The following is a 22,284-nucleotide window of genomic DNA, read 5'->3' as shown; positions in this document are numbered from 1 at the left end:
AAACCACCGGAGACGAGTCGATGACCGACGATGCCGTGCAGCTTGCCAATCTCCTCTACATCTATGCCGAGCGCATGGACGCCGGTGATCTGCCGGGGGTCGCCGCACTGTTCGAACATGCGGAGATCGAAACCGGAGATGCAGTGCTGCGAGGTTCCGAGGCCATGCTCAAGCTCTGGCAAGCCTATGTGAAATTGCATGCGGATGGAACGCCCAGAACCCGGCATGTCATCAGCAATCCGATCATTGAGATTGCTCCGGACAAGCTGACGGCAACCGTCAGATCGTACTATACGGTTCTCCAGGCATCCGAGCGTATCCCACTACAGGTGATCGCAGCCGGTCGCTATCATGACGCCTTCGAAAAGGTCGAGGGACGCTGGCGCTTCAGCCGCCGGAATTATTCGATGCTCGATCTGAAGGGCAACCTGACCGATCATCTGCTCTTCCCGTCTGCCTGAGGGATGGCACGGCGGCATTCCTGGCAGGTCGAAATGCTAGGCAAGCAAGCGCAAGGCATCAGCGAGCGAAAGCACCGTTGTGCGCGAATCGAACGCCGTTGAAAAGAGATGGTCGTGCACGACCTGATCCGGGTCGTAGCAGCAATCCTTGACCGTGAATAAGCGGAAGTCCGCATCGCTCGCATAGGCGACCGACGACAGCACCACACCGGTTGACGCAATGCCCACCATGAGCAGGGTATCGATACCCTGCGCGGAAAGCCGTACCTGCAGGTCGGTACCAAAGAACACGCTGGCGCGATGCGCGATGATCAGCGGCTCAGTGGCCTGCTGGCCGAGTTCCGGCGAGATCTGGTCGTCGACGAAAAGACCAAGCTGCTTGATTCCCTGCCCGTTCCGGTTCAACGGACTGACTTCCGGATAGCCTGGAGCAAAGTGGATCTTGGCGAAATAAACGCTGACGCCCCTGGTCCGCGCGGCGTCACACAGCTTGCGCGTGTTGGAGAGCAGAGTGGGCGCGACCGAGGGAAATAGCGCCAGGATGTCGGTCTGGTAGTGCATGACCACCAGCGCGGTTTGCGCGGGAACAATTGCCGGAATCTCAACGGGTGGCGACATAAGGCTACACGATAAGAAATGATGGTCGACTCTACCACGACCAATCGGTTGGCCGTTCTGGGTCGCCTACGGAAGTTGGCCGTGGGATCGTCAGCGAACGACCTGCACCCGGCTTCGAGGGTTCAACTGCGTCCACAGCCCGTTCAACATTGACTATGTTCGTCTCGCTGGCGGGCCTAACCTCGGCCCTGTACCGGAGGATCAGTCTCTATGGCCGAAGCCGGCAGGCTTTGGGCCACGGGGGGTAATGCCAGGGTCAGGAACTCGATCACCGGATCGGCCGGGCTGCAGGTCAAGTGGTGACCCAAGGGCGGCCGCGATTGGGATACGCACGGTCAGCATAGTCCCCTCCCCTGTGGATCGCACGCTGAGCGTCCCGCCTAGACGCCGGGTACGCGCGCGCATGCTGCGCATGCCGGTGCCCGGATGCCGTTCGATGGCGGCGGGTTCGAAGCCCATTCCGTTGTCGCTGACAACCAGCTCCAGTCCCCGGGCATCATTGCGCAGGACGACGTCCGCGCGACTCGCCTTGCTGTGCTTCAGTACATTGGTCAGCGCCTCTTGCAAGGTCCTCATGACATCAAGAATTTGCGAAGTCCGCAGATAGCATTGATCGAGGCCAGTGAGCTGCCACCGGCACTCGATGTCGTGGCTCTCGAACAGCCGCGTAAGACGGTGCCGCAGCGGCACGATCTGACCCGCCAGCGCGTGCTCGCCAAACTGCTGGCTGGAGGTGGCATCGATGATGATGCGCAGGTCGTCGCGCAGCTCCTTGAGGATCGACAGGACCTGGCCTGGCGGGATGTCGTGAGGGATGCGCTCCAGTGTCGCAATTCCGCTGACGAGCGTGCCGCCGAGCCCGTCGTGCAGGTCGTGTGCGAGATTGAGCCGTTCACTGAGCCGCGCATTGGCGACTTCGAACTCGCGCTGGCGATCCAGGTTGGCTGCGAGCTCCGCCTTGGCCGCGTCGATCTTGCAGTGCAGTTCGTCATTGAATCGTTCAATGCGGCGCAGGTTGGCGACGAAGCGCCAGGCCAGCACCAGCGCCATGGCGATCATCTGGAACTGCGAAGTGAGGGCTGCGTAGTAGAGGTTGTCCTTGAGGATGCCAAGAAAGCTCAGCAGGTCGTGTACCGCGGCGACAAGGAAAATTGCAATGCAAAACGAGAGGATGCGATGATCGGTGCGACCACTGCGCCAGGCAAAGCAGAGAAATACAAGGCACGTCGCGAAGAAATTGCACGCCAGTCCCACCGTCAGCGTGTTGCGTACGTCGGTCAGGTAACCGTGCGGCGCCCCGAGCATGACGGCCGCGCCCAACACTACCAGCGTCCAGAGCACCGCTTCGATGCGCGGCAGGCGCCGTTCGCAGAAGCGCACCATGGACATCGTGAAGGCAGCACTGTAGATGAGCAGCGCGATGATATTTGCGCGCCCCCAGGCATCGGTACTGGCAAACGGCCAGGTGCTCGTCGCCACCTGATTCAGCGCCACCCACCACCAGGCCAGCGACATCAGGCTGAACCATCCGTAGGTCACTTCTTGCCGGCGCATCACCCAGAGCGAAAAGAAGAAGCAACCTAGCGCGACGGTGACTGCAAGGCTGACCAACTGCAGGTCATGACGCAGCCGGTAGGCCTGTTCGTAAGCGGCCCGCAGGCGGTCCGGGTCGGCGACCGATACGGGTCCAAGGCCGGGTTGGTATGCCGACAGCCCCGAGACGCGAATCAGCAGCGTGTTGGTGCCCTCCCGCAGCAACGGCGGAGATATCAACTGATAACGGGGAGTATTCCAGGCTCGCGTGAGCGGTTCGACGAGGCTCGCGTCACGCATCAGCAAGCTGCCGTTGAGATAAACCGCCCCCGCCATATTCAGGTAAGCGAGCATCAGCGCCGTGGGTTGGCTTGCATCTGTGCATTGCCAGCTCAGCCGGTACCAGACCACGCCGTCGAACTCGGGCCAGCGCGAGGACCAGTCGTCCGGCAGCTTCACTGTGACCCAGCCCGCCGCCGGCGGGCTATCACCCTGCCAGGTCGATCGGGCAGCCTCTATGCGGGTGAAGGCCGTGGCGCCCGGCCCTTCCTGCGCGTTTGCAGCGCCGGCGAGGAGCGTGGCGCCCAAGATCAGCGCAACAAGCCATGCGCACGCGCTTCGAAAACGGCCTGCGTGCGGGAGTGGACGGCCAACTTCTTGTATATGTTCCTGATGTGGCATTCGACCGTCAGTCTGGACAAGGACAGCAAATCCGCGATCTCCCGATTGGTCAGGCCCTTGCCGACCAGCGAGAGGATTTCGATTTCCCGTGCGCTCAGCGGCGACGCGCCGACCAATCGGCGCGCATGAATTTGCGCCCCGCCGGGCAATGGTGCCGTCGTGGCGACCAGATCGAGGATATGCCTGGCAACGAAAGGATCGATCGGCGCTCCGCCGCGCAGCGCACTGCGGATCGACAAGGAAATCTCGAGGTCGTCGCGCTCCTTAAGCAGGTAACCGGTGGCACCCGCCTGCAGCGCGCTCACGATGACGCGCTCCGTGTTCCAGGTCGAGATTACCAGAATTGGCAAGGCGGGATCGCGCTCGTGCAACGCGCGAATGAGGTCGATGCCATTGCCGTCGGGCAGCCCGACGTCAACCAGCACCATCGCAAACGGCTGGGCGGTTAGCAGCGCATTGGCGTCGGCGAGGCTGCCGGCAAACCACAAGGCCTCATCGGCATAGCCGAGCGTGGCCAGGATCGTGCGTAGCCTGGTCTGCATCAGTGGCTCGTCCTCGACGACCAGCAAGGGCGCGGGCAACACCGATTCGCCGGTGTCAGTCAATGGTTGGCTCATGGGGTACGGTGCGGTCACGGCCAGAGTTTAGCTGTACCACCGGAATTGGCCGATCTCCGGATCACGCCAGGCTGACAGAAATCGGCCGTGAGGGGCATCCCCGGAACCAGGTAATCCGGGCGAATCTCGCCGGCGGGTAGCCGAGCTTACCAAATTGCTACCTTAAACCCGCTCAGTCCAGCTTTGCAGCAAAGTCAAGCAGTTGCTGTGCCGTCACCGTGGCCCCGCCACATACCACCACGGCAATGCTGGAGGCCGCCTGCAGCACCGGGGTGTCGCAATCCAATGCCGCCAAGGCTGCGCCGCATGCCGGCTCAACCAGGACGCGGTGTTCGTCAAGAAACCTTATCGCTGCCTCCACCGCCTGTTTGTCTGACACAACGACGCTGTGGATCTCGTGACGCTGCGCCCATCGGAGCGCGCCATCACACGGCCGCCTGGCGCCAAGCGACATCGCCACGCTGGTGATCTGTGAGAGTTCCACCGGCCTGCCTTCGGCAACCGAGCGGGCGTAGCAGTCCGCACCGTCGGTTTCTACCGCGATCACAGGCACGTCGGACGTGTTCGGTCTGGTTTCGGCGGGGATGGGTTGCGCGTTTGTCCCCGCAAGCCTGGCAACCGTCTGTCCGCCGACCGTGCGGCTGGTGCCACTGCCTGAGGTCGCTGACCGCTTCGACGTGGAATTCGCGTTCGACGAGGAGGTAGCGACGCCAGCGGTCAGGCAATTCGTGCAGGCGCTGCAGCACGTGATCGATGATCGGGCAAGCCAATAGCCGTTGGTTTCGTGACGGCCCGTGCCGGTCGGTCACATGACGCATTGCGCGGTTCCGGTGTCGGACAGCAAGCGGCACGTCAAAACATGCACTGCAGGGGCGGCGTCTCACATGGAATACCGTCGCCGTCCCCATCCATCTTTTTGGAAATGGAAGGATGCCACAACAGCGTCGTTGTCGGTCAGGCGCTCTGCCACTACTCTGCCAGCCTTGCTGCGACCTCGCCTACCATGTCGTGCAACTCTGAACCCAGCTTTTGGCGCAACGCACGGTGGGCTGGCTGCCACAGCGCCAGGGCCTGCTGCAACTTGAAGGCGCCAGCCTCTGTCAACCACACCGCGCGGCGGCGGCGATCCGCTTCGGACGTGACGACTTCCACCAGCCCCGTGCTGACAAGCTGATCCACATTCCTCGACATTGTCGATTGATTCAGTCCGGCTCGTTGCGCCAATGAGGCAAGGGTGTCGTCCGTTGCTGACGCGATCAGGCACATCAATCCAAATTGGGTACTGGACAGGCCAGATGAAGCCAACGCCTCATCCAGCTCCGCTGTAATTCTGCGCGCCAACAGGCGCGACCACCAGCCGAGATCGACATCGAGAACCGCAGCGGCGTCTGCGCGCAGGGTCCTGGCTCCTTGCCTTCGCTTTTGCATGCCGATACTATATGCAGATGCATTGTTTGTATCTGCATATATTACCAACAACGAGGAGATCTGACGAGATGGAATATCGATACGGCCTTGCCTCACCCGCCGACGTCGCAAACATGAACGGCAGGGCAATTCTTCAAGCCATTGTGGACGGACACCTGCCGCAGCCGCCCATCTCACAGGCCCTCGACTTCTGGTTAGTTGAGGTCGGCGACGGATTCGCCGCGTTCGAAGGCGAGCCGTCGTCCAGACTGCTCAATCCAATGGGTTCGGTGCACGGCGGATGGCCCCTGACGCTCATCGACAGCGCAACCGGCTGTGCAGCCAACTCCCTTCTTCCCGCCGGCACTGGTTACACCACTATCGAAACAAAGGGCAATTTCTCCCGGCCGATCAAGCCCGATACAGGCCGGGTCCGTGTCGAAGGCCGCGTTGTCAGCCACGGCCGTCAGATCATTACCGCGGAAGCTCGCGTGCTTGCGAAGGACGGGCGCGTTCTGGCCCATGGCACGTCTACGCTACTCGTGCTATCGCCTGCGCGGGAACAATAGGCAAACCAAGCGAATGTCTGGGGAAGCCGGCTTGAGTCGGGCTGGCGACCACAGACATTCGGCTGGACTGCGGGGTTGGTGAGGCGCTTTCCATTCGGAATCTGACAAGCTAATGTTGAACTAGCTGCGCGCAGATGATGGAGGCGGATATGGGCATGGTCTCAATAGAACCCGGCAGCTATCACGTTGCACCGCCACAAAACCCCGGCGAGGTCATCGATCTGATCCGGACGCACGCGATCCAGGTGGTTGACCTCAGGTTCACCGACTTGCCCGGCGTGTGGCAGCACTTCTCGATCACGCTGCCGGAAGTCAACGACGACCTGTTCTCGGCCGGCATCGGTTTCGACGGGTCTTCCATTCGCGGGTTCCAGGAAATCCACGAGTCCGACATGCTGGTCAGGCCTGACCCGGCCACGGCATTCATCGATCCGTTTTGCGCAGCACCAACGCTGGCGCTGATCTGCGACGTGCTGGACCCTGTCCTGCACCAGCCGTATTCGCGCGATCCGCGCCACATCGCACGCAAGGCAGAGCTCTACCTCCGGCAAACCGGTCTTGCCACGGTTTGCTACCTTGGTCCCGAACTTGAATTCTTTATTTTCGACTCCATCCGCTTCGGGCAGGACCAGCACTCTGGCTACTACCATGTCGAATCCGCCGAAGGCGAATGGACCTCGGGGCGTGACGAAGGCGCCTATGGTGGCGGCAATCTCGGCTACAAGCAGCGCTACAAGGGAGGATATTTTCCCGTGCCGCCAAGCGATACGCTGCAGGACATCCGCTCCGAAATCGTGCTCGCGCTGATGCAGGCCGGCATCCAGGTCGAGGTGCATCACCATGAGGTCGCCACGGCGGGCCAGAACGAAATCGACATGCGCTTTGCGCCACTGATGCGAATGGCAGACAACGTGATGATGTACAAGTACATCTGCAAGAACGTTGCGCGCCGCCACGGCAAGGTCGCCACCTTCATGCCCAAGCCGCTGTTTGCCGACAACGCGAGCGGCATGCATTGCCACCAGAGCCTCTGGCGCGACGCCGAGAACCTCTTTTATGACAAGAACGGTTGGGCGCAGACGTCCCAGATGTGCCGTTGGTATATAGGCGGCTTGCTCAGCCACGCCCCCGCGCTGATGGCTTTTTGCGCACCGAGCACGAACTCCTACAAGCGGCTGGTGCCCGGATACGAGGCGCCTGTCAATCTGGCCATGTCGCAGCGCAACCGGTCCGCCGCGGCCCGGATTCCCATGGTTTCGGATTCCCCAAGTGCCAGGCGCGTTGAATTTCGCTGTCCTGACCCGTCCGCCAATGCCTATCTAGCCTTCTCGGCAATGCTGCTCGCCGGCCTGGACGGCATTGAAAACCAGACGGATCCCGGCGACCCGCTCGACAAGAACATCTATGATCTGCCACCGGAGGAAGCGGCCAGCATCCGGCAGGTACCAGGTTCGCTCGAAGAGTCGCTTTGCGCGCTGGAAGCCGACTCAGCGTTCCTGCGAAAAGGTGATGTTTTCACTGAAGACCTGATCAGCACCTGGATCGACTACAAGCGCACGCGCGAGATCGATACCTTGAAGGTGCGGCCGCACCCATGGGAATTCCAGCTCTACTTCGACATTTGATCACCGTAGGTGGCGCCGGGACGACGAACGCTGGCGGCCCAGCCGGTGATGGAAGACTGTGCATCCCGCCGGCCGATCATTAGTCCACGAGGAATCGTTCGCATAGCAGGGCCCAATACGCCGCACCGACAGCAATGTTCCCGTCATTGAAGTCGTAGCCGGGATTGTGGACCGAGCAGCCTCCGGCCATTCCGCCTTCGCCGTTTCCGATCCACAGGTAGCAGCCGGGCACGGCATCCAGCATGAAGGCAAAGTCCTCACTTGCGGCAATGGGCGACGCCTTGCAATTGACGTGGCTCGGGCCCAGCAACTCCAGAGCAACCTGGCTCGCGAACGCCGTTTCAGCCGGCGTATTCACCAGGACTGGGTATCCGCGCTGATAATCGACCTGCGCCGTGACGCCATAGCTCTGCGCCTGCGCCGATACCAGATCCCTGACACGCTGTTCGATCTGCTCTCGCACATCGCGGTCCAGTGCGCGGACACTCAGCCTGAGCACGGCATGCGAGGGAATGATATTGGAGACGGTACCGGCCTGGAATGCGCCCACGGTAATGACCGCCGCTTGCAGCGGATCGACATTGCGCGCCACGATGGTCTGCAAGGCCATCACGATGGAGGCGCCGGCCACGACAGGATCGGCCGCGTGGTGTGGGATCGCTGCATGGCCACCGACGCCTTCCAGCGTAATGGTCACGTTGTCGGCCGAAGCCTGCGCCGCGCCCTCACGCAAGAGCAGACGGCCCGATGCGGTGCCCGGTACGTTGTGCATGGCGAAGACGGCATCGCAAGGGTACTTCCTGAACAGTCCGTCCTCCATCATCTTCTTTGCACCGCCCAACCCCTCCTCTGCCGGCTGGAAGATAAGGTTCAGCGTTCCACTGAAACCGCCGCGCCGGGCGAGGTACTTTGCTGCGCAAAGCAGCATGGTGGTATGCCCATCATGCCCGCAGGCGTGCATGACGCCAGGATGGCAGCTGGCATAGGCCAGCCCTGTGGCCTCCTCCATCGGCAAGGCATCCATGTCGGCGCGGATGCCAAGGCTGCGGTTGCCCGAACCGCGCCGCAGCCGGCCGACGACCCCCGTTGTCCCCAGCCCGCGCTCGACCTCATAGCCCCATTCGGCGAGCAGGCTGGCAACGATGTCGCTGGTGCGATGTTCCTCGAAGCCGAGTTCCGGATGCCGGTGCAGGTCACGGCGAACTGCTACGAACTCTTCGGCGCTATCCCGCAGCGCGGCCAGGATGGGATGCATGGCGTCCTTATTGCGGCTGCAAGCCGATGGCACGGGCAATGCCGCGGTATTGTTCGATGCTCTGCTGATAGGCCTTCTGACTTTCCGCAAGCGACACCGGCCTGGACGCAGGCAGGTTCGCGGCATCCAGGCTGGCGCGCACCGAGGGGTCGGCCAGCGTATGCACAATCGCGTTGTGCACCGCCTGCACAACCGGCTCGGCTGTGTCCTTCTTCACGAAGATCCCGGCCCAGGTTGAATAGTTGAAGCCCCGCAGCGCCTTGCTTTCATTGACGCTGGGCACCGACTTCACTGCATCCACGCGTGTGGGCGACAGGACCGCCAGCATCCTGACCTGGCCGGTGCGCATGCGTTCGATATCAGGCTTGCCAAACGGCGAGATAAAGATATCGACGATTCCGCCAACGAGGTCCTGGATCACGGCCGCGCCGCCCTTGTAAGGCACGTGAGTCATCGGCGCTCCGATGGTTTGGGACATATGCGCCCCCAGGAGGTGATAGAGCGAGCCGATGCCGACGCTGGCATACGTCAGTGGTTTGCCGGCCTTGGCTGCCTGCGCGGCATAGGCGGCCAGTTCGTCGACATCCTTTACCGGCAGATCCCTGCGCACCAGGATGGCAAGATCGACCGCGCCGACCATATGCACCAGCCGGAAATCCTCGCTCCTGAATTTGATTGCGGCATTGGCCAGCGGCGTAGTGATGAGCTCGCCGGGCCCTGCCTGCAATAGCAAATGGCCGTCGGCCGGTGCGTGAAGGACCTTCTGCGCGGCAATTGCTCCACCAGCTCCCCCGAGGTTTTCGACGATGACCGGCTGCCCGAACTGCCGGGCGAGGGGCCCGTTCAGGTTCCGGGCAACAACGTCGGAGAGGCCCCCCGCCGGGAACGGCACCATCAGCGTTACCGGCCGGTCAGGAAAGCCGTGTGCCGGCGCCAGGCCGGCAAGAAGCAGTGCTGCAACCAGGCCGCCGAGCCAACGGCGGCCGACGTTCTTGAATCGGGTCATGGCTGTCTCCTCAATCCGTGTTCTTGTGGAATCGGATCGTAAAGCGCCATCAAGCATGCGTCCAATGCATTATCAGACTAAAATTTATTCAAAAATCTCATCACGAAGTGCGCAATGCATCTCAAACATCTCAAGCATCTGCTGATGGTGGCGGATATGGCGTCCTTCAGCCAGGCGGCGCAACGCCTGCACCTGACCCAGTCCGCGCTGAGCCGGAGCATCCAGACGTTGGAGGATGAACTGGGAGGCCGCCTGATCGACCGGCACGGCAAGCGCAATGTGCTGACCCCATTGGGGGAGCTGATTGCCAACCGGGCCCGGCGCATCGTGTTCGAGGAAGCGGAACTGCATCGCAGCGTCGAACTGTTCCACCACCACCACCTGGGTGCCATCCGCGTCGGCCTGGGCGCCGGGCCGGGCGCAGTGCTGGCGACGCCGTTTCTGCGATACATGGCCAGGCACCATCCCGGCATACAGGTCAGCGTGTCGCTTGGTACTTCCGATGCGCTGATGATCCAGCTGCGTCAGCGATCGCTTGATGCAGTCGTCGTGGAGGTGAGCAGCGTGGCGCCAGCAACGGACCTTCGCCACGAGTTGCTGAACGCGTTGCAGGGTCGCTTTATCTGCCGCACAGGACATCCGCTTGTGCAACAGGCCGCCGGCGGAGACGCTGTAACGTTTGACGATGTCATGCGTTATCCGCTGGCTTCCGCCCCGCTCAGCACGGAAGTCGCGCGCAACCTCGTGAAGCGCTTCGGACCGCGCGCCGATCCGGAGCATTGCCTGAGCCTCAGGTGCGAGAATGTCCGGAGCCTGGTCGAAGCTGTGCTGGATTCCGACGCGATACTGTTCAGCATCGTCGCGGCAGTGCGTGCGGAGATTGCCGCAGGAAAACTATGCGAACTGGACACTACCCCAGCGGTCGATGACGGCCCCCGCTATGCCTTCTTCACCCTGGCGGGGCGAACCGAGGCACCGAGCATGGAAATATTCCGAAAATTCATGGGCGAGCATTTGCGTGACTAGCCGCCGCCCGGCGCGGCGTCATCTCCTGGCAGGCCGTGCTGACGGTGAAATGCGTCCTGTGGACCGTCGGTGACCGGCATCACGGCACATCCATGCCATCAACGACTCGCGCTGGCAGACCCCGCTGCACGCAGATGCTGCAGCAGCGTCCTTGCCTCCGGCAGGAGACCAGCTTCATCCCTCACGCCCAGCCAGAGAATGCGTGAGGCCCAGGCGTCGGACAGGTAGACGGCATGCAGCCCGGCACCCAGCAGTTCGGGCCGGACCGCGCCATCCGGCAGGACGCCGATGCCCAGGCCGGCCTCGATCATCCGGCAGATCGCATCGAAGCTGCTGACCTGGATCCTCAGCCGCACGACCTTGTCCAGTGCCGATGCAGCGTCGGTCAGGCGCTGCAGCAGCGAGCTGCCCTGGTTGAGGCCGACAAAGTCGTACTCCAGGGTTTCGTCGAAACTCACTTCCGAGCGCCCGGCCAGCGGATGCCCGGCAGGCACCAGGACGACCAGGCGGTCACGCCGATAGACAGACTTCCTGATGTCATAAGCGGGCACGTTGTCGGCGAACACGCCGATATCGGTTTCACCGGACAGCAGCGCCACCACCACGTCCTGGCTCAGGCGCTCCTCCAGGCTGATCCTGATCATCGGCTGCGAAGCCAGGAAGCTTGCCAGGTCGTGCGGAAGGAACTGGATCACGGCTGACGTATTGGCCCAGACCTTGACGTGTCCGCGCACGCCGGTGGCGAAGTCGCTCATCTCGCCCGCCATCTGGTTGACCTTGTCGAGCACCATGCGCGCATGCTGGACCAGCTCATGGCCAGCCGGCGTCAGCTCAAGCCCGCGCCGAACCCGCAGGAACAGCGCGCATCCCACCGTGCGCTCAAGGTCTGCGATCCGTTTGCTCAGGGCCGACAGCGTCATGTGTGACTTGTTCGCCGCCTGCGTCAGCCCGCCGCATTGGGCCACCAGCTGGAAGACGCGCAGGGACTGGAGATCGAAATGGGCAGGATTGATCATCGGATTGCACTGGCGACGCGCGCCGACTGGATTGAAAGTCAGGAAAGGCTAGTAAGCCGCTCGCGCCTTGTCAAACGGCGCGCCGGGCTTCCCGAATCTCGATGCTAGCCTTGATCCGCCTGGGATAGCCGACAAGTGGCGGGTTGTGCCGGTGGTGGTGCCCCCGTACAGCAATATGGACCACCTTTTCCCGTCAGGAAAGGACGGTTGAGAATCCATCGATTACCAGGCAACGGCTTTTGACCCACTATCTCCAGCGCACACACAGCAGGAGCCATCGAGTTGACGTCCTCCCCTGCCTAAAGGCAGGGGATTCCCACACTTGGCGATGCACGTCCGCATCGGAGAATGTTTAACGCAGCATTGGTATCACGGTCATGCACGACACCACATCTACTGCAAGTCCACTCTCTTATTCGCAGTCCTGCGATACCTTTCGGCCGCGTCGTGCTGTCCTTCGAACCGCACGCCGAACAGGACTGGGTAGAACCGCTTTCGTTCACTTCCTCAAACGTAGCTCCGTGCGCAATCGCTTTGTAGCGGAGCTTCTCCCGGAAGGACGACCAGGATGCGTCGTAGACGCTCTTCGCCATCTTAGTTTTGGCGAGTTTCAAAGCCGACACGTTGCCGACCGCGATGTAATCGAAGCGCCGGACGAGCTCGAGCGCAAGCTTGTGCTGGAAGTCGGCGCGGGCATTCGCCACCTTGGCATACAGCTTGGCAATATGCCGCTTGTGCTTTCGCGCACGCTGCGCCTTCGCCAGTCGTTCGGCGGCATGCCGGCCAAAGCGGTCATTGGGGAGCTTCTCGCCGGTCGAGAGCGTCGCGAAGTCCTTCAAACCAAGATCGATGCCGACGCCAGTTTGAATCGGGCGTGCCGGCATATCAGCAACCTCTATCACGATGTTGAGAAACCAGTTCCCGCGCGAATCCTGCGCAAAGTTGGTGCCGTCCCTGATCTTGCCTTCGGGCAACAGGCGACTATTGAACACGCGGAAGGTATGCCCGGCAAAGCGAAACGCCTCGCTCTCTCGCTTCAAATCGCGGCCCTTCATGGGCACCCATCCAAGGCTCTTCCTACCGCGGTATCGCAAGTAAGGACGGCGATGCTGGCTGCGCGATTTCGCGTACTGCTCGCATGTCGCGTTGACCGTGCCGGAATGAATGCCGAGTTCCTTGCTGCTGCCGGTGGTCAGCACGTTCAGATCGAACCCGCTCGGCCACTTCTTCCCCCATTTGAGCGCGTGCTTCTGCGAGTCATTGCAGAAGTTCCAGACGTAGTTCACCGCGCGGCTCTGCTGATTGAGCAGGCCGTTCAGCGACTTCACCCGGTAGCGATAGACGAGAAGCATGCCGGCCATTCTAATTTGGGATTGCTTGCTGCCGGCAGCACTCCTTTCACTCCCCGCCATGAATGGCGAGGTTTCTCGGAGCAAATCTGATGGAGATGGAAACAAGCAAGTCAAAGCCTCTTGCCGGCGTACGCGTCCTGGAACTGGGGCAGCTGATCGCGGGGCCGTTTGCCGCGCGCATGCTGGCGGCGTTCGGCGCGGAAGTGATCAAGGTCGAGCCGCCGGGCACGGGCGATCCGCTGCGCAAGTGGCGGCTGTTGCATGAAGGCACCTCGGTCTGGTGGGAGGCACAGTCCCGCGACAAGCAGTCGGTCACGCTGGACCTGCGCACGCCGCAAGGCCAGGAAGTCGTGCGCAAGCTGGCCGCGCAAAGCGACGTGCTGATCGAGAACTTCCGCCCGGGCACGCTGGAAGGCTGGGGCCTGGGCTGGGACAGCCTGCGCGCGGCCAACCCCGGGCTGGTGATGCTGCGCGTGTCCGGCTATGGCCAGACCGGTCCCTATCGCGACCGGCCGGGCTTCGGCGTCATTGGCGAAGCGATGGGCGGCTTGCGCCACCTGAGCGGCGAGCCGGGCCGCACCCCGGTGCGCGTGGGGGTATCGATCGGGGACTCCCTGTCCGCGCTGCACGGTGTGATCGGCATCCTGCTGGCGTTGCGGCACCGGGAGCAGAACGGCGGCCAGGGCCAGGTCGTGGATGTGGCCTTGTACGAGTCGGTGTTCAGCATGATGGAGAGCCTGCTGCCGGAATACTCGGTGTTCGGCGCCGTGCGGCAGGCGGCCGGCAGCAGTCTTCCCGGCATCGCGCCGACCAATGCGTACCGCTGCGCCGACGGCAAGTATGTGCTGATCGCTGGCAATGGCGATGGCATCTTCAGGCGGCTGATGGACATGATCGAGCGCCCCGACCTGCGCGACGACCCTGCCCTGGCCCACAACGACGGCCGGGTCAGCCAGGTCGCGATGCTCGACGCCGCCATTGGCGAATGGGCGGCACAGCGCAGCCTGGAAGCGGCACTCGACGCGCTCAATGGCGCCCGCATCCCCGCGGGCAAGATCTACGACGTCGCCGATATCGCCAGCGATCCGCACTACCGCGCGCGCGACATGATCCTGGACGCGCAATTGCCGGACGGCACCCCCGTCCAGTTGCCCGGCATCGTGCCGAAGCTGAGCGCCACCCCCGGCGCACTGCCCAACCCCGCCCCCGCGCTTGGCCAGCATACCGACGCGGTGCTGGAAGGCCTTGGCATCGGCACGGCGCAGCGCGAGGCATGGCGCGTGGCAGGGATTATCTGACAAGGAGACCGGCATGACTGCCAGGAAGGTTTACATACATGAAGTCGCCACGCGAGACGGCTTCCAGAACGAGGCCCGTTTTGTCGAGACCGATGACAAGGTTGCCCTGATCGACGCGCTGAGCGCGTGCGGCTACGCCAGGATCGAGGTGACTTCCTTCACCTCGCCCAAGGCGATCCCGGCGCTGCGCGACGCGGAAGCGGTGATGCATCGCATCGCGCGGCGCCCGGGTGTGGTCTACACGGTGCTGGTGCCGAATGTGCGCGGCGCCGAGCGCGCGCTTTCCTGCCAGGTCGACGAGGTCAACCTGGTGATGTCGGTCAGCGAAAGCCACAACCGCACCAACCTGCGCATGTCGCGCGAGCAATCGTTTGCCCAGCTTGCCGACGTCATCCGCGTGGTGAGGGAGACGCCGACCGCGATCAACATCTCGCTGTCGACCGCGATGGGTTGCCCGATGGAAGGCGACGTGCCGCTGGAAGACGTGCTGGGCTGGATGCAGCGCTTCGCCGACCTGGGGGCTCACGGCGTGACGCTGTGCGACACCACTGGCATGGCGTTTCCGTCCCAGGTCGCCAGGCTGTGCGAGGCCGCGCGGCGGCAGTTCCCCAGCCTGGCGCTGACCCTGCATTTCCACAATACCCGGGGCCTGGCGCTGGCCAACACGCTCGCCGCGCTGGACCAGGGCATCGACCGCTTCGACGCTTCGCTGGGCGGCCTCGGTGGTTGCCCGTATGCCCCGGGCGCGACCGGCAATGTCTGCACCGAAGAGCTCGTCCATATGCTTGAACTGGATGGCTATGACACCGGCGTCGACCTGGCAGCCATCCTGGATGCCGCCGCGCGCCTGCGGGGCCTGATCGGCCATGACGTCCCAAGCCAGCTGCTGAAGGCCGGCCGCCGCCTCGACCTGCATCCGATGCCGGCCGCCGACGCGATCCCCGAACAGCGGGCCTTCCAGCCCTGACATCTACCTGGAAACCATCATGTCCCTGATCGACCATCTTGACCATCTGGTGCTCACCTGTGTTGACCTCGAAGCCACGCGGCACTTCTACACCGAAGTCATGCAGATGCAGCCTGAAACCTTCGGCAACGGTCGCCTGGCCTTCCGCTTCGGCAACCAGAAGATCAACCTCCACCAGCGCGGCGCCGAGTTCGAGCCCAAGGCACACCTGCCCGTTCCCGGCGCACTCGATCTTTGCTTTATCGCTTCGGTCCCGCTCGACGACGTCATCGCCCATCTTCAGCGATGCCAGTGGCCGATTGTCGAAGGACCGGTGGCACGCACCGGCGCCACGCAGAAGATCCGCTCGGTCTACGTGCGCGATCCGGACCTGAACCTGATCGAGATATCAGAACTGGTCGACTGAAGATCGGCCAACCCGACAAAACGACGGAGGAGACACCCATGAAACGCATGACGATCGCCGCGGCCGCCCTGGCGGCCCTGGCTGCGGCCGCCCCGGCCCACAGCACCAACGCCTATCCCACCAAGCCGGTCACCCTGGTGGTGCCCAGCGCACCGGCCGGATCCACCGATATCGTTGCCCGCCTGGTCGGCGAACAACTGCAGGCCGCGCTTGGCCAGCCCGTGGTGGTGGACAACAAGCCCGGCGCCAGCGGCAATATCGGCACCGAAGCCGTGGCGCGGGCGGCGCCGGACGGCTATACGCTGCTGCTCCAGTATTCCGGCTACCACGTCGGCAATCCGGCGCTGTTCCCGCAGATCCGCTGGAAGCCGTCCAGCTTCGTCCCGGTGGCGCTGGTCATGCGCGCGCCGCACGTCATCGCCGTCAGCGGCAAGCTGCCCGCGACATCGATAGCCGAACTGGTCGCCTACGGCAAAAGCAATGGCAAGGGCCTGTTCTATGCCTCGTCCGGCAATGGCTCGATCCAGCATATCGCCGGCGAGATGCTGGCGCGGCAGACCAAAGTGCCGATGACGCACGTACCGTACAAGGGCGCCGGGCCCGTGGTCACCGACCTGATCAGCGGGCAGGTCGACATGTTCATCACGACCCCGCCGAGCGTGATCGGGCATGTGCAGGCGGGCAAGATCAAGGCGCTTGCCTATGCCGGACCGAAGCGCCATCCCTCCATGCCCAATGTGCCGACCACCGCGGAGGCTGGGCTGCCAGGGTATGAGGTGGAATCCTGGTTTGCACTGTTTGCACCGGCGAATACACCGCCGGCCATCGTCGAGCGCTTGTCCCAGGAGGTGAAGAAGATCGTGGCCAGCGACACCTACAGGAAGAAGATCGAGGAACAAGGTGCCTTCGCTGCCTACATGGGGCCGCAGGAACTGGGCAAGTTCGTCGATCAGGAACTGGCGTCCTGGTCGCGTGTGGTCAAGACATCGAATATTCGCGCGGACTAAGTATCTTCGATGCGTGGAAGGTCTCCCCGGGGTGGGGAGACCCTTTTTTTCTATACGCCCAGGCGATTTTCCTGCCGGCCGGCGGCGACATACAGGCGCGCAAGCTGGCATGCAGCATCCTCAAGCAATGCCGCCGCATGCTCCATCGCAAAGCCGATCGATACCGGCCCCTGCTGAATCGAGATGCATCCGTCGAAGGCTTCGGCCAGTCCGGCATCGGGCTCGACGGCGCCAGAGAGCAGCGTCACCGGCACACCAGCCTGGCGCGCCATGCGCGCGATCATGGCAGGACCTTTCCCCATCATGGTCTGCGCATCGGACCGTCCCTCGCCGGTAATGACCCAATCGAAGGCGCCGAGCCCTGCACCGAGGCCGGCGGCACCCAGCACAAAGGCCGCGCCGGGAACGATCTCGGCGCCGAGCAGGCGCAACGCAAAGCCGATGCCGCCGGCGGCGCCGCTGCCTTGCGCATCGGCAACATCCAGCCCGACGACGGCCGCGCATCGCTTTGCGAACCGTTCCAGCCGGGCATCCGCAGCGGCCAGGTCTTGCACGCCCTTCTGCGGGCCGAAGACAAAGGTCGCGCCGTTTGGCCCGCAGAGCGGATTGTTGACGTCGGACAGGCCCAGCAGCCGGACCCGGCCAAGCTGCGCAGGCTGCTGATACGTTGCGGCGCAGATCGCGTCCAGCGTATCCAGGGTTGGCCACAATGCGTTGCCCTGCGCATCGGTAAAGCGAAAGCCGGTTTCCGCCAGCAGGCCGGCACCTGCGTCATTGGTGGAAGATCCGCCCAGCCCGATCGCGATGGTATCGACACTGCGCTCAGCGAGCGCGCGGATGACATGGCCGATGCCCCTGGTCGTGCGTTGCCCCGGCGCCAGCAGGGCGTGCGGAAGGCCGACGATTTCAGCCACCTCGACGATCGCGAGCTCGCCAAACTCCTGCGTGCGGCCGCGGAAGTACCGCACCGGCTTTGGCACGCCATTGGCATCGGTGGCAACCACCGCTTCCCACACGCCCGCAAGCGTGGCCGCCAGGACTTCTGCGGTACCTTCGCCGCCATCGGCAATCGGTGCCACGGTGACATCCGCACCAGGCACCGCACGCCGGATGCCGGCGCGGATGCGATCCGCCACCTCGGTCGCACTGAGGCTGCCTTTGAACGAGTCAGGTGCAACCAGCACCTTGAGTCCTGCTGCTTTCATTGTCGGCACCATCCTTCGTCCGGCGGGCACGTCATGCGGCCACCACGTTCCTGGGCGCGCCTTGCGCGAAGGCACAGATATTGTCGATAAGCTGGTCGGCCAGGCCTTGCACGGCCTCGTCGCTGGCCCATGCAACGTGCGGGGTCAGGATGAAGTTCGGCGCATCCTTCAACTGATGGAACGGGTGTTCCGCGCCGGGCGGTTCCTGCGTCGCAACGTCGAAGCCTGCCCCCGCCACCTTTCCGGATTGCAGCGCTTCCACCAGCGCCGCTTCGTTGACCAGCCCGCCTCGGGCAGTGTTGATCAGCAACGGGCGCCGTTCCATCTTCAAGAACGCCGCGGTGTCGATCAGGTTGCGTGTCTGCGCCACCAGCGGGCAATGCAAGGTGATGATGTCGCTGCGGCGCAGCACCTCGTCGAAAGGCGTGTAGAGCGGGCCCATGCCCTCGCGTCCCTTGTGGGCCGCAAACAGCGGCTGCATGCCCAGCGCACTCGCCATCCTGGCCACCGACTGGCCGAGCACGCCGTCGCCGACGATGCCAAGCACCGACCCGTGCAAGTCCTTGATCGGGTAGTCGAAGAAGCAGAAGGATCCGGATTCCTGCCAGCGGCCGCGCCGGACCGCATCGTGGTAGGCGGCCAGGCTTCGCCGCAGCGCGAAGATCAGGGCAAAGGTATGTTCCGGCACCGTATGGACGGCATAGTTGCGGATATTGGAGACGACGATGCCGCGGGCGGCACAGGCTTGCAGGTCGACAACATCGGTGCCGGTCGCCGCAATGGCGATGAGCTTCAGGTTCGTTGCCTGCTCAAGCTGGCGGGCATCCAGATTCACCTTGTTGGTGATGACCACGTCCGCGGCGGCGATGCGCGCGGCGACGTCCTCGTCAGCCGTTTGCCCGTAGAGTTCAAGCTCATGCGGGAACGGCAGCGCTCGCAGCGTGGTCTGCGGCGAGATGGTGGAACGGTCCAGGAATACGATCTTCATTGCATGACTTCCAGGTTTGCGGGCCGCCCGCGGCGTGCCGATGTGAGGCACGGCTCATCGCACTGGCGCGTAGGGACGGGCTGCGGTCGAGGGGCGGCAGGCATCTGCCGCATTGCTGCGCCACAGACATGATGAGGGGAAGGCGGGCCAGGCTGGAATCGCGGCTTTCTCCACCTTCCTTTCTCAAATGGAAAGGCAATGGCCACGCCACGGGCAGCATCGGGCCTGCATGGCGCGGAACATTTCGGCCCGGGCTGACACGAACTACGAGAGGGCCGCGGAAACGCCGACGCAGCGCGACGGCATCACATTCCCCGGCCATTCGCGGTATCTATCCTGGCAGGAGGACCGACATGAACACCACTGCAAGACTCATTCCCTCAACCGAGTTGGCGCAACAAAACCCCGTCCGGTTTCCCAATGAAAGCGCGGAGTACCGCAAGGCGCGCAATGCGCTGCTCGCGGAGGAAATCGAGCTGCGGCGCCACATCGAGCGCGTGGCCGAACAGCGCCGCGGCCTGCCCGCGGGCGGCGAGGTGACAAAGCGCTATACCTTCCAGGGAGAAGGCGGTCCGGTCACGCTGGCCGAACTGTTCGGCGACAAGGACACCCTGGTCATCTACAGCTATATGTTCGGACCGCAGCGGGAACAGCCTTGCCCCATGTGCACGTCAGTGATGGCGTCGTGGGATCACAAGGTTCCGGACATCGAGCAGCGCGTGGCGCTGGCGATGATCGCCCGCTCGCCCATCGAGCGCCTGGTCGCCGCCAAGAAGGCGCGGGGCTGGACCAAGCTGAAGGTCTATGCGGACGTCGACGGCGATTTCACCCGCGACTATGTCAGCCCCGAGGATGCCGACGTTCCGGGCTACTCGGTGTTTACGCGCCGGGACGGCAAGATCCGCCATTTCTGGAGCAGCGAGATGTATGCCCTCTCGGTCGACCCGGGTCAGGACCCGCGCGGTGCGCCGGACCTGGATCCGCTGTGGACCCTGCTGGACACCACGCCGGAAGGCCGGGGGGCGGATTGGTATCCGGAGCTGGAATACCCCGAGGGGAAATGATCGTCCCTCTGATGGCAGGGTCAGGCCTCGGGTTGGTGGCAAACCACTTCAATGTTGTGCCCGTCCGGACCAATGACGAACGCTGCGTAGTAGTTGGCGTGGTAGTGCGGCCGCAGACCAGGCGCACCATTGTCTTTGGCACCCGCCTCCAGGGCCGCGCGATGGAAAGCTTCGACTTGCCGGCGATTCTCGGCAGTGAACGCCAGGTGCAGATGCGCCGGCTTTTCCTCGGTCTGGAACAGGCACAATGAAGCCTTGCCCTTTGGGCATAGCTCGACACCGTACGCCGGCGGCCCCTCCGAGGCAACCGCTACGCCGAGCGGTTCGAGTGCCTTGAGGAAGAACGCCTTGCTCGCTGCATAGTCGCTGACTCCGAATTTGACGTGGTCAAACATGGGTTCTCCTGAAGTGTGTGGGCCCTGCGCGCGGCCCGATCCCAGAGTTTGACGATGAACCCAAAAAAATGCCAGCCATCCCGGATGGCCGGCACCAAGCTCACAGCAGTTGGAGACTGAGACCCCGCCGCGCGTCGCCGCCGCCGGACAGCGCGCTCGGGGCAAGCCTCAATCTGCCTGACCTCGACAACATCGCCTTCGTCCACCCGGACTCGTCCGTTCGGGGTATGCGAACCGCAGTCACACGGCTCTAGTGTGTCCCTTCCCAATGACTTTCATGAAGGAGGGGCCGATGGCCAAAGCAGAGAATCTCGTGACGTCGATCCAGGTGGAGATCGACGCGCCGGTAGCGCTGGTGTGGGAAGTGCTGACCGACTTTGCGCGCTACGCGGAATGGAATGCGTTCTGCCCTGGGCTGGAGACCACCGGCCGGCTCGGCGACATGGTGTACATGCAGGTGCGCATCCCCGGCACTGACCAGGTCATCCCGGTCAACGAGTACCTGGTGGCGTGGGAGCCGGAACGCCTGCTCTCGTGGGAGCAGCGCCCCACCGACGAGAACAAGGATGCCGCCCGGCGCGACCAGTACCTGGAAGCCATCGGGCCCGGGCGCACCCGCTACTTCACCACTGACCTGTTCCTTGGACTGAATGCGGAGACCATCATGCGCGAGCACGGTGCCTGGGTGAAGCAGGGGTTCGACCAGGTGGCACGCGACGTCAAGGCGCGCGCGGAAGCGCTGAATGCGCAACGGCAGGCTGGCCTGCGCTGAGCAGTCATTGCCTGTACGCGCGGGCGGGAGCGCCGCTACTCCCGCATCCTCTCCGCCATGAATGCCCGCAGCATCTCCATTGCGGGCGTCTCGGTCCGTCCCTGCAAGGTGATCAGCGCGAACTGCGCGCTGGTGTGCAAGGGCGGCGTCAATGCCAGCTCCACCAGTTCCCCGCTTGCCATGGGCTCGCGCGCGGCGGCGATGATGCCGAGGAACACCGCATCGGTGATGCGGGCGGCTTCCACCAGGCTGGAGATCTCCTCACAGCGCAGCGTGACCATCTGGTCGGGATGCGCGCGTGGCCCGAAGTGGGCGATCAGGATGCGCGCCACCTCGTCCGACAGGGGGCTGGAAGCGATCGGATAGGCCAGCAGATCGTCGAAGCTCACGCGGCGCAGCTTGCACAACGGATGGCCGCTGCGGCACATGAAGCCGGCGCGCAGGTCCGGCAGCCGCTCCACGCGCAGGTCGGGGCCCGGCACTAGCGAGCGCAGATCGATGACCACGCCGTCAAGCGCGCGGGCGCGTAGCTGCTGAAGCTGCAGATTGGTCGCGCCGCGCGAAATGGTCAGCCTGACCCTGGGATGGTGCCTGGCCATATGCACCAGCAACGGCGTCATCAGCATGGCGCCCGGCCCGGATCCCAGGCCGATGCGCAGCGTGCCCGCCTGGCCGGCCTGCAACGCCAGCGCGCTCTGCCTGAGCTCGCCAGCCTCGAAGGCGATGCGCCGTGCCCTTTCCAGCGCCAGCTGCCCGAACGGCGTCAGTTCGTTGCGCTTGCCGATGCGGTCTACCAGTGGCATGCCCAGCTCCGCTTCCAGGGCCTGGATGCTGCGGCTGAGTGCCGGCTGCGTCAGATGCAGCCGCGCGGCGGCCTGGCTGAACGAGCCGGTCTCCGCCAGCGCGATCAGGTGCTTGAGCTGAATCAGGTTCATCGCCGTCCTCGCATGCAATCTTGTAATGATAATGAGAAAAATGATGCATTGGACATCAGGTTGCCGCCTTCCTAACATGGC

The 22,284-nt window shown here is 63.6% G+C and carries 24 protein-coding genes and 1 pseudogene; 11 read left to right on the top strand and 14 right to left on the bottom strand.

Annotated features, from left to right (window positions below; genetic code table 11):
* The first annotated feature begins 20 nt into the window (after positions 1 to 20).
* The gene (locus tag AC3WLE_RS18980; RefSeq protein ID WP_492321072.1) at positions 21 to 461 is read left to right on the top strand and encodes a nuclear transport factor 2 family protein; all 441 of its coding nucleotides are present in this window, start codon (positions 21 to 23) and stop codon (positions 459 to 461) included.
* A gap of 36 nt (positions 462 to 497) precedes the next feature.
* Here the strand turns inward: AC3WLE_RS18980 and AC3WLE_RS18975 are convergent, their stop codons facing one another.
* The 4 genes and pseudogenes from AC3WLE_RS18975 to AC3WLE_RS18960 all read right to left on the bottom strand — a co-directional run.
* Entirely contained in the window at positions 498 to 1,079 is a 582-nt protein-coding gene (locus AC3WLE_RS18975) for a cysteine hydrolase family protein (protein ID WP_492321071.1), read from the bottom strand.
* A 201-nt stretch (positions 1,080 to 1,280) separates the two neighbouring features.
* Positions 1,281 to 3,200, bottom strand: coding sequence for a sensor histidine kinase (locus AC3WLE_RS18970; RefSeq protein ID WP_492356677.1), 1,920 nt, complete (start codon positions 3,198 to 3,200; stop codon positions 1,281 to 1,283).
* Between the two features lie 2 nt (positions 3,201 to 3,202).
* Complete coding sequence (locus AC3WLE_RS18965) at positions 3,203 to 3,910, bottom strand: response regulator (RefSeq protein WP_492352554.1); 708 nt, start codon at positions 3,908 to 3,910, stop codon at positions 3,203 to 3,205.
* 172 nt (positions 3,911 to 4,082) lie between these two features.
* Positions 4,083 to 4,466 (bottom strand): annotated as a pseudogene (locus AC3WLE_RS18960) (pyridoxal-phosphate dependent enzyme); the annotation flags it as partial.
* A 4-nt stretch (positions 4,467 to 4,470) separates the two neighbouring features.
* Between AC3WLE_RS18960 and AC3WLE_RS18955 the strand changes: the two are divergent.
* The gene (locus tag AC3WLE_RS18955) at positions 4,471 to 4,683 is read left to right on the top strand and encodes a LysR substrate-binding domain-containing protein (protein WP_492352553.1); all 213 of its coding nucleotides are present in this window, start codon (positions 4,471 to 4,473) and stop codon (positions 4,681 to 4,683) included.
* Positions 4,684 to 4,762: 79 nt separating this feature from the next.
* Here AC3WLE_RS18955 and AC3WLE_RS18950 read toward each other — a convergent pair whose 3' ends face one another.
* Together AC3WLE_RS18950 and AC3WLE_RS18945 are read right to left on the bottom strand one after the other, a co-directional pair.
* Positions 4,763 to 4,849, bottom strand: a complete 87-nt coding sequence (locus AC3WLE_RS18950) for an excalibur calcium-binding domain-containing protein (protein ID WP_492321144.1) — start codon at positions 4,847 to 4,849, stop codon at positions 4,763 to 4,765.
* Between the two features lie 30 nt (positions 4,850 to 4,879).
* Positions 4,880 to 5,338: a MarR family winged helix-turn-helix transcriptional regulator gene (locus AC3WLE_RS18945; protein WP_492321068.1), complete on the bottom strand. Its 459-nt coding sequence runs from the start codon at positions 5,336 to 5,338 to the stop codon at positions 4,880 to 4,882.
* Between the two features lie 68 nt (positions 5,339 to 5,406).
* Here AC3WLE_RS18945 and AC3WLE_RS18940 point away from each other — a divergent pair, with 68 nt between their 5' ends.
* Together AC3WLE_RS18940 and glnA are read left to right on the top strand one after the other, a co-directional pair.
* Positions 5,407 to 5,886 carry a PaaI family thioesterase gene (locus AC3WLE_RS18940; RefSeq protein ID WP_492356676.1) on the top strand — a complete coding sequence of 160 codons (480 nt, stop codon included), beginning with the start codon at positions 5,407 to 5,409 and terminating at the stop codon, positions 5,884 to 5,886.
* Positions 5,887 to 6,035: 149 nt separating this feature from the next.
* Positions 6,036 to 7,511: a type I glutamate--ammonia ligase gene (gene glnA, locus AC3WLE_RS18935; RefSeq protein WP_492352551.1), complete on the top strand. Its 1,476-nt coding sequence runs from the start codon at positions 6,036 to 6,038 to the stop codon at positions 7,509 to 7,511.
* A 79-nt stretch (positions 7,512 to 7,590) separates the two neighbouring features.
* Here glnA and AC3WLE_RS18930 read toward each other — a convergent pair whose 3' ends face one another.
* Together AC3WLE_RS18930 and AC3WLE_RS18925 are read right to left on the bottom strand one after the other, a co-directional pair.
* On the bottom strand, positions 7,591 to 8,766 hold the full coding sequence (locus tag AC3WLE_RS18930) for a M20 aminoacylase family protein (RefSeq protein ID WP_492321065.1): 1,176 nt from the start codon (positions 8,764 to 8,766) through the stop codon (positions 7,591 to 7,593).
* Between the two features lie 7 nt (positions 8,767 to 8,773).
* A complete protein-coding gene (locus AC3WLE_RS18925) occupies positions 8,774 to 9,772 on the bottom strand; it encodes a tripartite tricarboxylate transporter substrate binding protein (protein WP_492356675.1) in 999 nt (332 codons plus the stop codon).
* A 114-nt stretch (positions 9,773 to 9,886) separates the two neighbouring features.
* Between AC3WLE_RS18925 and AC3WLE_RS18920 the strand changes: the two genes are divergently transcribed.
* On the top strand, positions 9,887 to 10,798 hold the full coding sequence (locus AC3WLE_RS18920; protein ID WP_492321063.1) for a LysR family transcriptional regulator: 912 nt from the start codon (positions 9,887 to 9,889) through the stop codon (positions 10,796 to 10,798).
* A gap of 98 nt (positions 10,799 to 10,896) precedes the next feature.
* On the opposite strand, the gene AC3WLE_RS18915 is transcribed toward AC3WLE_RS18920, so the two are convergent.
* Together AC3WLE_RS18915 and AC3WLE_RS18910 are read right to left on the bottom strand one after the other, a co-directional pair.
* Positions 10,897 to 11,814: a LysR family transcriptional regulator gene (locus AC3WLE_RS18915; RefSeq protein WP_492321062.1), complete on the bottom strand. Its 918-nt coding sequence runs from the start codon at positions 11,812 to 11,814 to the stop codon at positions 10,897 to 10,899.
* A gap of 299 nt (positions 11,815 to 12,113) precedes the next feature.
* A complete protein-coding gene (locus tag AC3WLE_RS18910) occupies positions 12,114 to 13,166 on the bottom strand; it encodes an RNA-guided endonuclease InsQ/TnpB family protein (RefSeq protein ID WP_492356674.1) in 1,053 nt (350 codons plus the stop codon).
* A 95-nt stretch (positions 13,167 to 13,261) separates the two neighbouring features.
* Between AC3WLE_RS18910 and AC3WLE_RS18905 the strand changes: the two genes are divergently transcribed.
* The 4 genes from AC3WLE_RS18905 to AC3WLE_RS18890 are packed head-to-tail and all read left to right on the top strand — an operon-like array spanning position 13,262 to position 16,844.
* Positions 13,262 to 14,464 carry a CaiB/BaiF CoA transferase family protein gene (locus AC3WLE_RS18905; RefSeq protein WP_010811647.1) on the top strand — a complete coding sequence of 401 codons (1,203 nt, stop codon included), beginning with the start codon at positions 13,262 to 13,264 and terminating at the stop codon, positions 14,462 to 14,464.
* Positions 14,465 to 14,477: 13 nt separating this feature from the next.
* On the top strand, positions 14,478 to 15,431 hold the full coding sequence (locus AC3WLE_RS18900) for a hydroxymethylglutaryl-CoA lyase (RefSeq protein ID WP_492356673.1): 954 nt from the start codon (positions 14,478 to 14,480) through the stop codon (positions 15,429 to 15,431).
* A 19-nt stretch (positions 15,432 to 15,450) separates the two neighbouring features.
* Positions 15,451 to 15,837 carry a VOC family protein gene (locus tag AC3WLE_RS18895; RefSeq protein WP_035827066.1) on the top strand — a complete coding sequence of 129 codons (387 nt, stop codon included), beginning with the start codon at positions 15,451 to 15,453 and terminating at the stop codon, positions 15,835 to 15,837.
* A gap of 38 nt (positions 15,838 to 15,875) precedes the next feature.
* Positions 15,876 to 16,844, top strand: a complete 969-nt coding sequence (locus tag AC3WLE_RS18890) for a Bug family tripartite tricarboxylate transporter substrate binding protein (protein ID WP_492321059.1) — start codon at positions 15,876 to 15,878, stop codon at positions 16,842 to 16,844.
* Positions 16,845 to 16,894: 50 nt separating this feature from the next.
* On the opposite strand, the gene AC3WLE_RS18885 is transcribed toward AC3WLE_RS18890, so the two are convergent.
* On the bottom strand, positions 16,895 to 18,049 hold the full coding sequence (locus AC3WLE_RS18885) for a glycerate kinase (protein ID WP_492321058.1): 1,155 nt from the start codon (positions 18,047 to 18,049) through the stop codon (positions 16,895 to 16,897).
* A 31-nt stretch (positions 18,050 to 18,080) separates the two neighbouring features.
* The gene (locus AC3WLE_RS18880) at positions 18,081 to 19,037 is read right to left on the bottom strand and encodes a D-2-hydroxyacid dehydrogenase (RefSeq protein ID WP_492356672.1); all 957 of its coding nucleotides are present in this window, start codon (positions 19,035 to 19,037) and stop codon (positions 18,081 to 18,083) included.
* A gap of 353 nt (positions 19,038 to 19,390) precedes the next feature.
* On the opposite strand from AC3WLE_RS18880, the gene AC3WLE_RS18875 reads away from it, so the two are divergent.
* On the top strand, positions 19,391 to 20,101 hold the full coding sequence (locus AC3WLE_RS18875; protein WP_492321056.1) for a DUF899 domain-containing protein: 711 nt from the start codon (positions 19,391 to 19,393) through the stop codon (positions 20,099 to 20,101).
* Positions 20,102 to 20,121: 20 nt separating this feature from the next.
* Here the strand turns inward: AC3WLE_RS18875 and AC3WLE_RS18870 are convergent, their stop codons facing one another.
* On the bottom strand, positions 20,122 to 20,496 hold the full coding sequence (locus tag AC3WLE_RS18870) for a VOC family protein (RefSeq protein ID WP_035827075.1): 375 nt from the start codon (positions 20,494 to 20,496) through the stop codon (positions 20,122 to 20,124).
* Between the two features lie 292 nt (positions 20,497 to 20,788).
* Here AC3WLE_RS18870 and AC3WLE_RS18865 point away from each other — a divergent pair, with 292 nt between their 5' ends.
* Positions 20,789 to 21,268 (top strand): SRPBCC domain-containing protein, encoded by a 480-nt coding sequence (locus AC3WLE_RS18865; protein ID WP_492320726.1) that lies wholly within the window; start codon positions 20,789 to 20,791, stop codon positions 21,266 to 21,268.
* 35 nt (positions 21,269 to 21,303) lie between these two features.
* On the opposite strand, the gene AC3WLE_RS18860 is transcribed toward AC3WLE_RS18865, so the two are convergent.
* Positions 21,304 to 22,203: a LysR family transcriptional regulator gene (locus AC3WLE_RS18860; RefSeq protein WP_436224008.1), complete on the bottom strand. Its 900-nt coding sequence runs from the start codon at positions 22,201 to 22,203 to the stop codon at positions 21,304 to 21,306.
* Between the last annotated feature and the right edge of the window lie 81 nt (positions 22,204 to 22,284).

This window comes from Cupriavidus sp. FW306-1B-F12B, assembly GCF_058781795.1.
The sequence above is the reverse complement of the archived record's forward strand: the minus strand, read 5'-3'. Positions and strand labels throughout refer to the sequence as shown.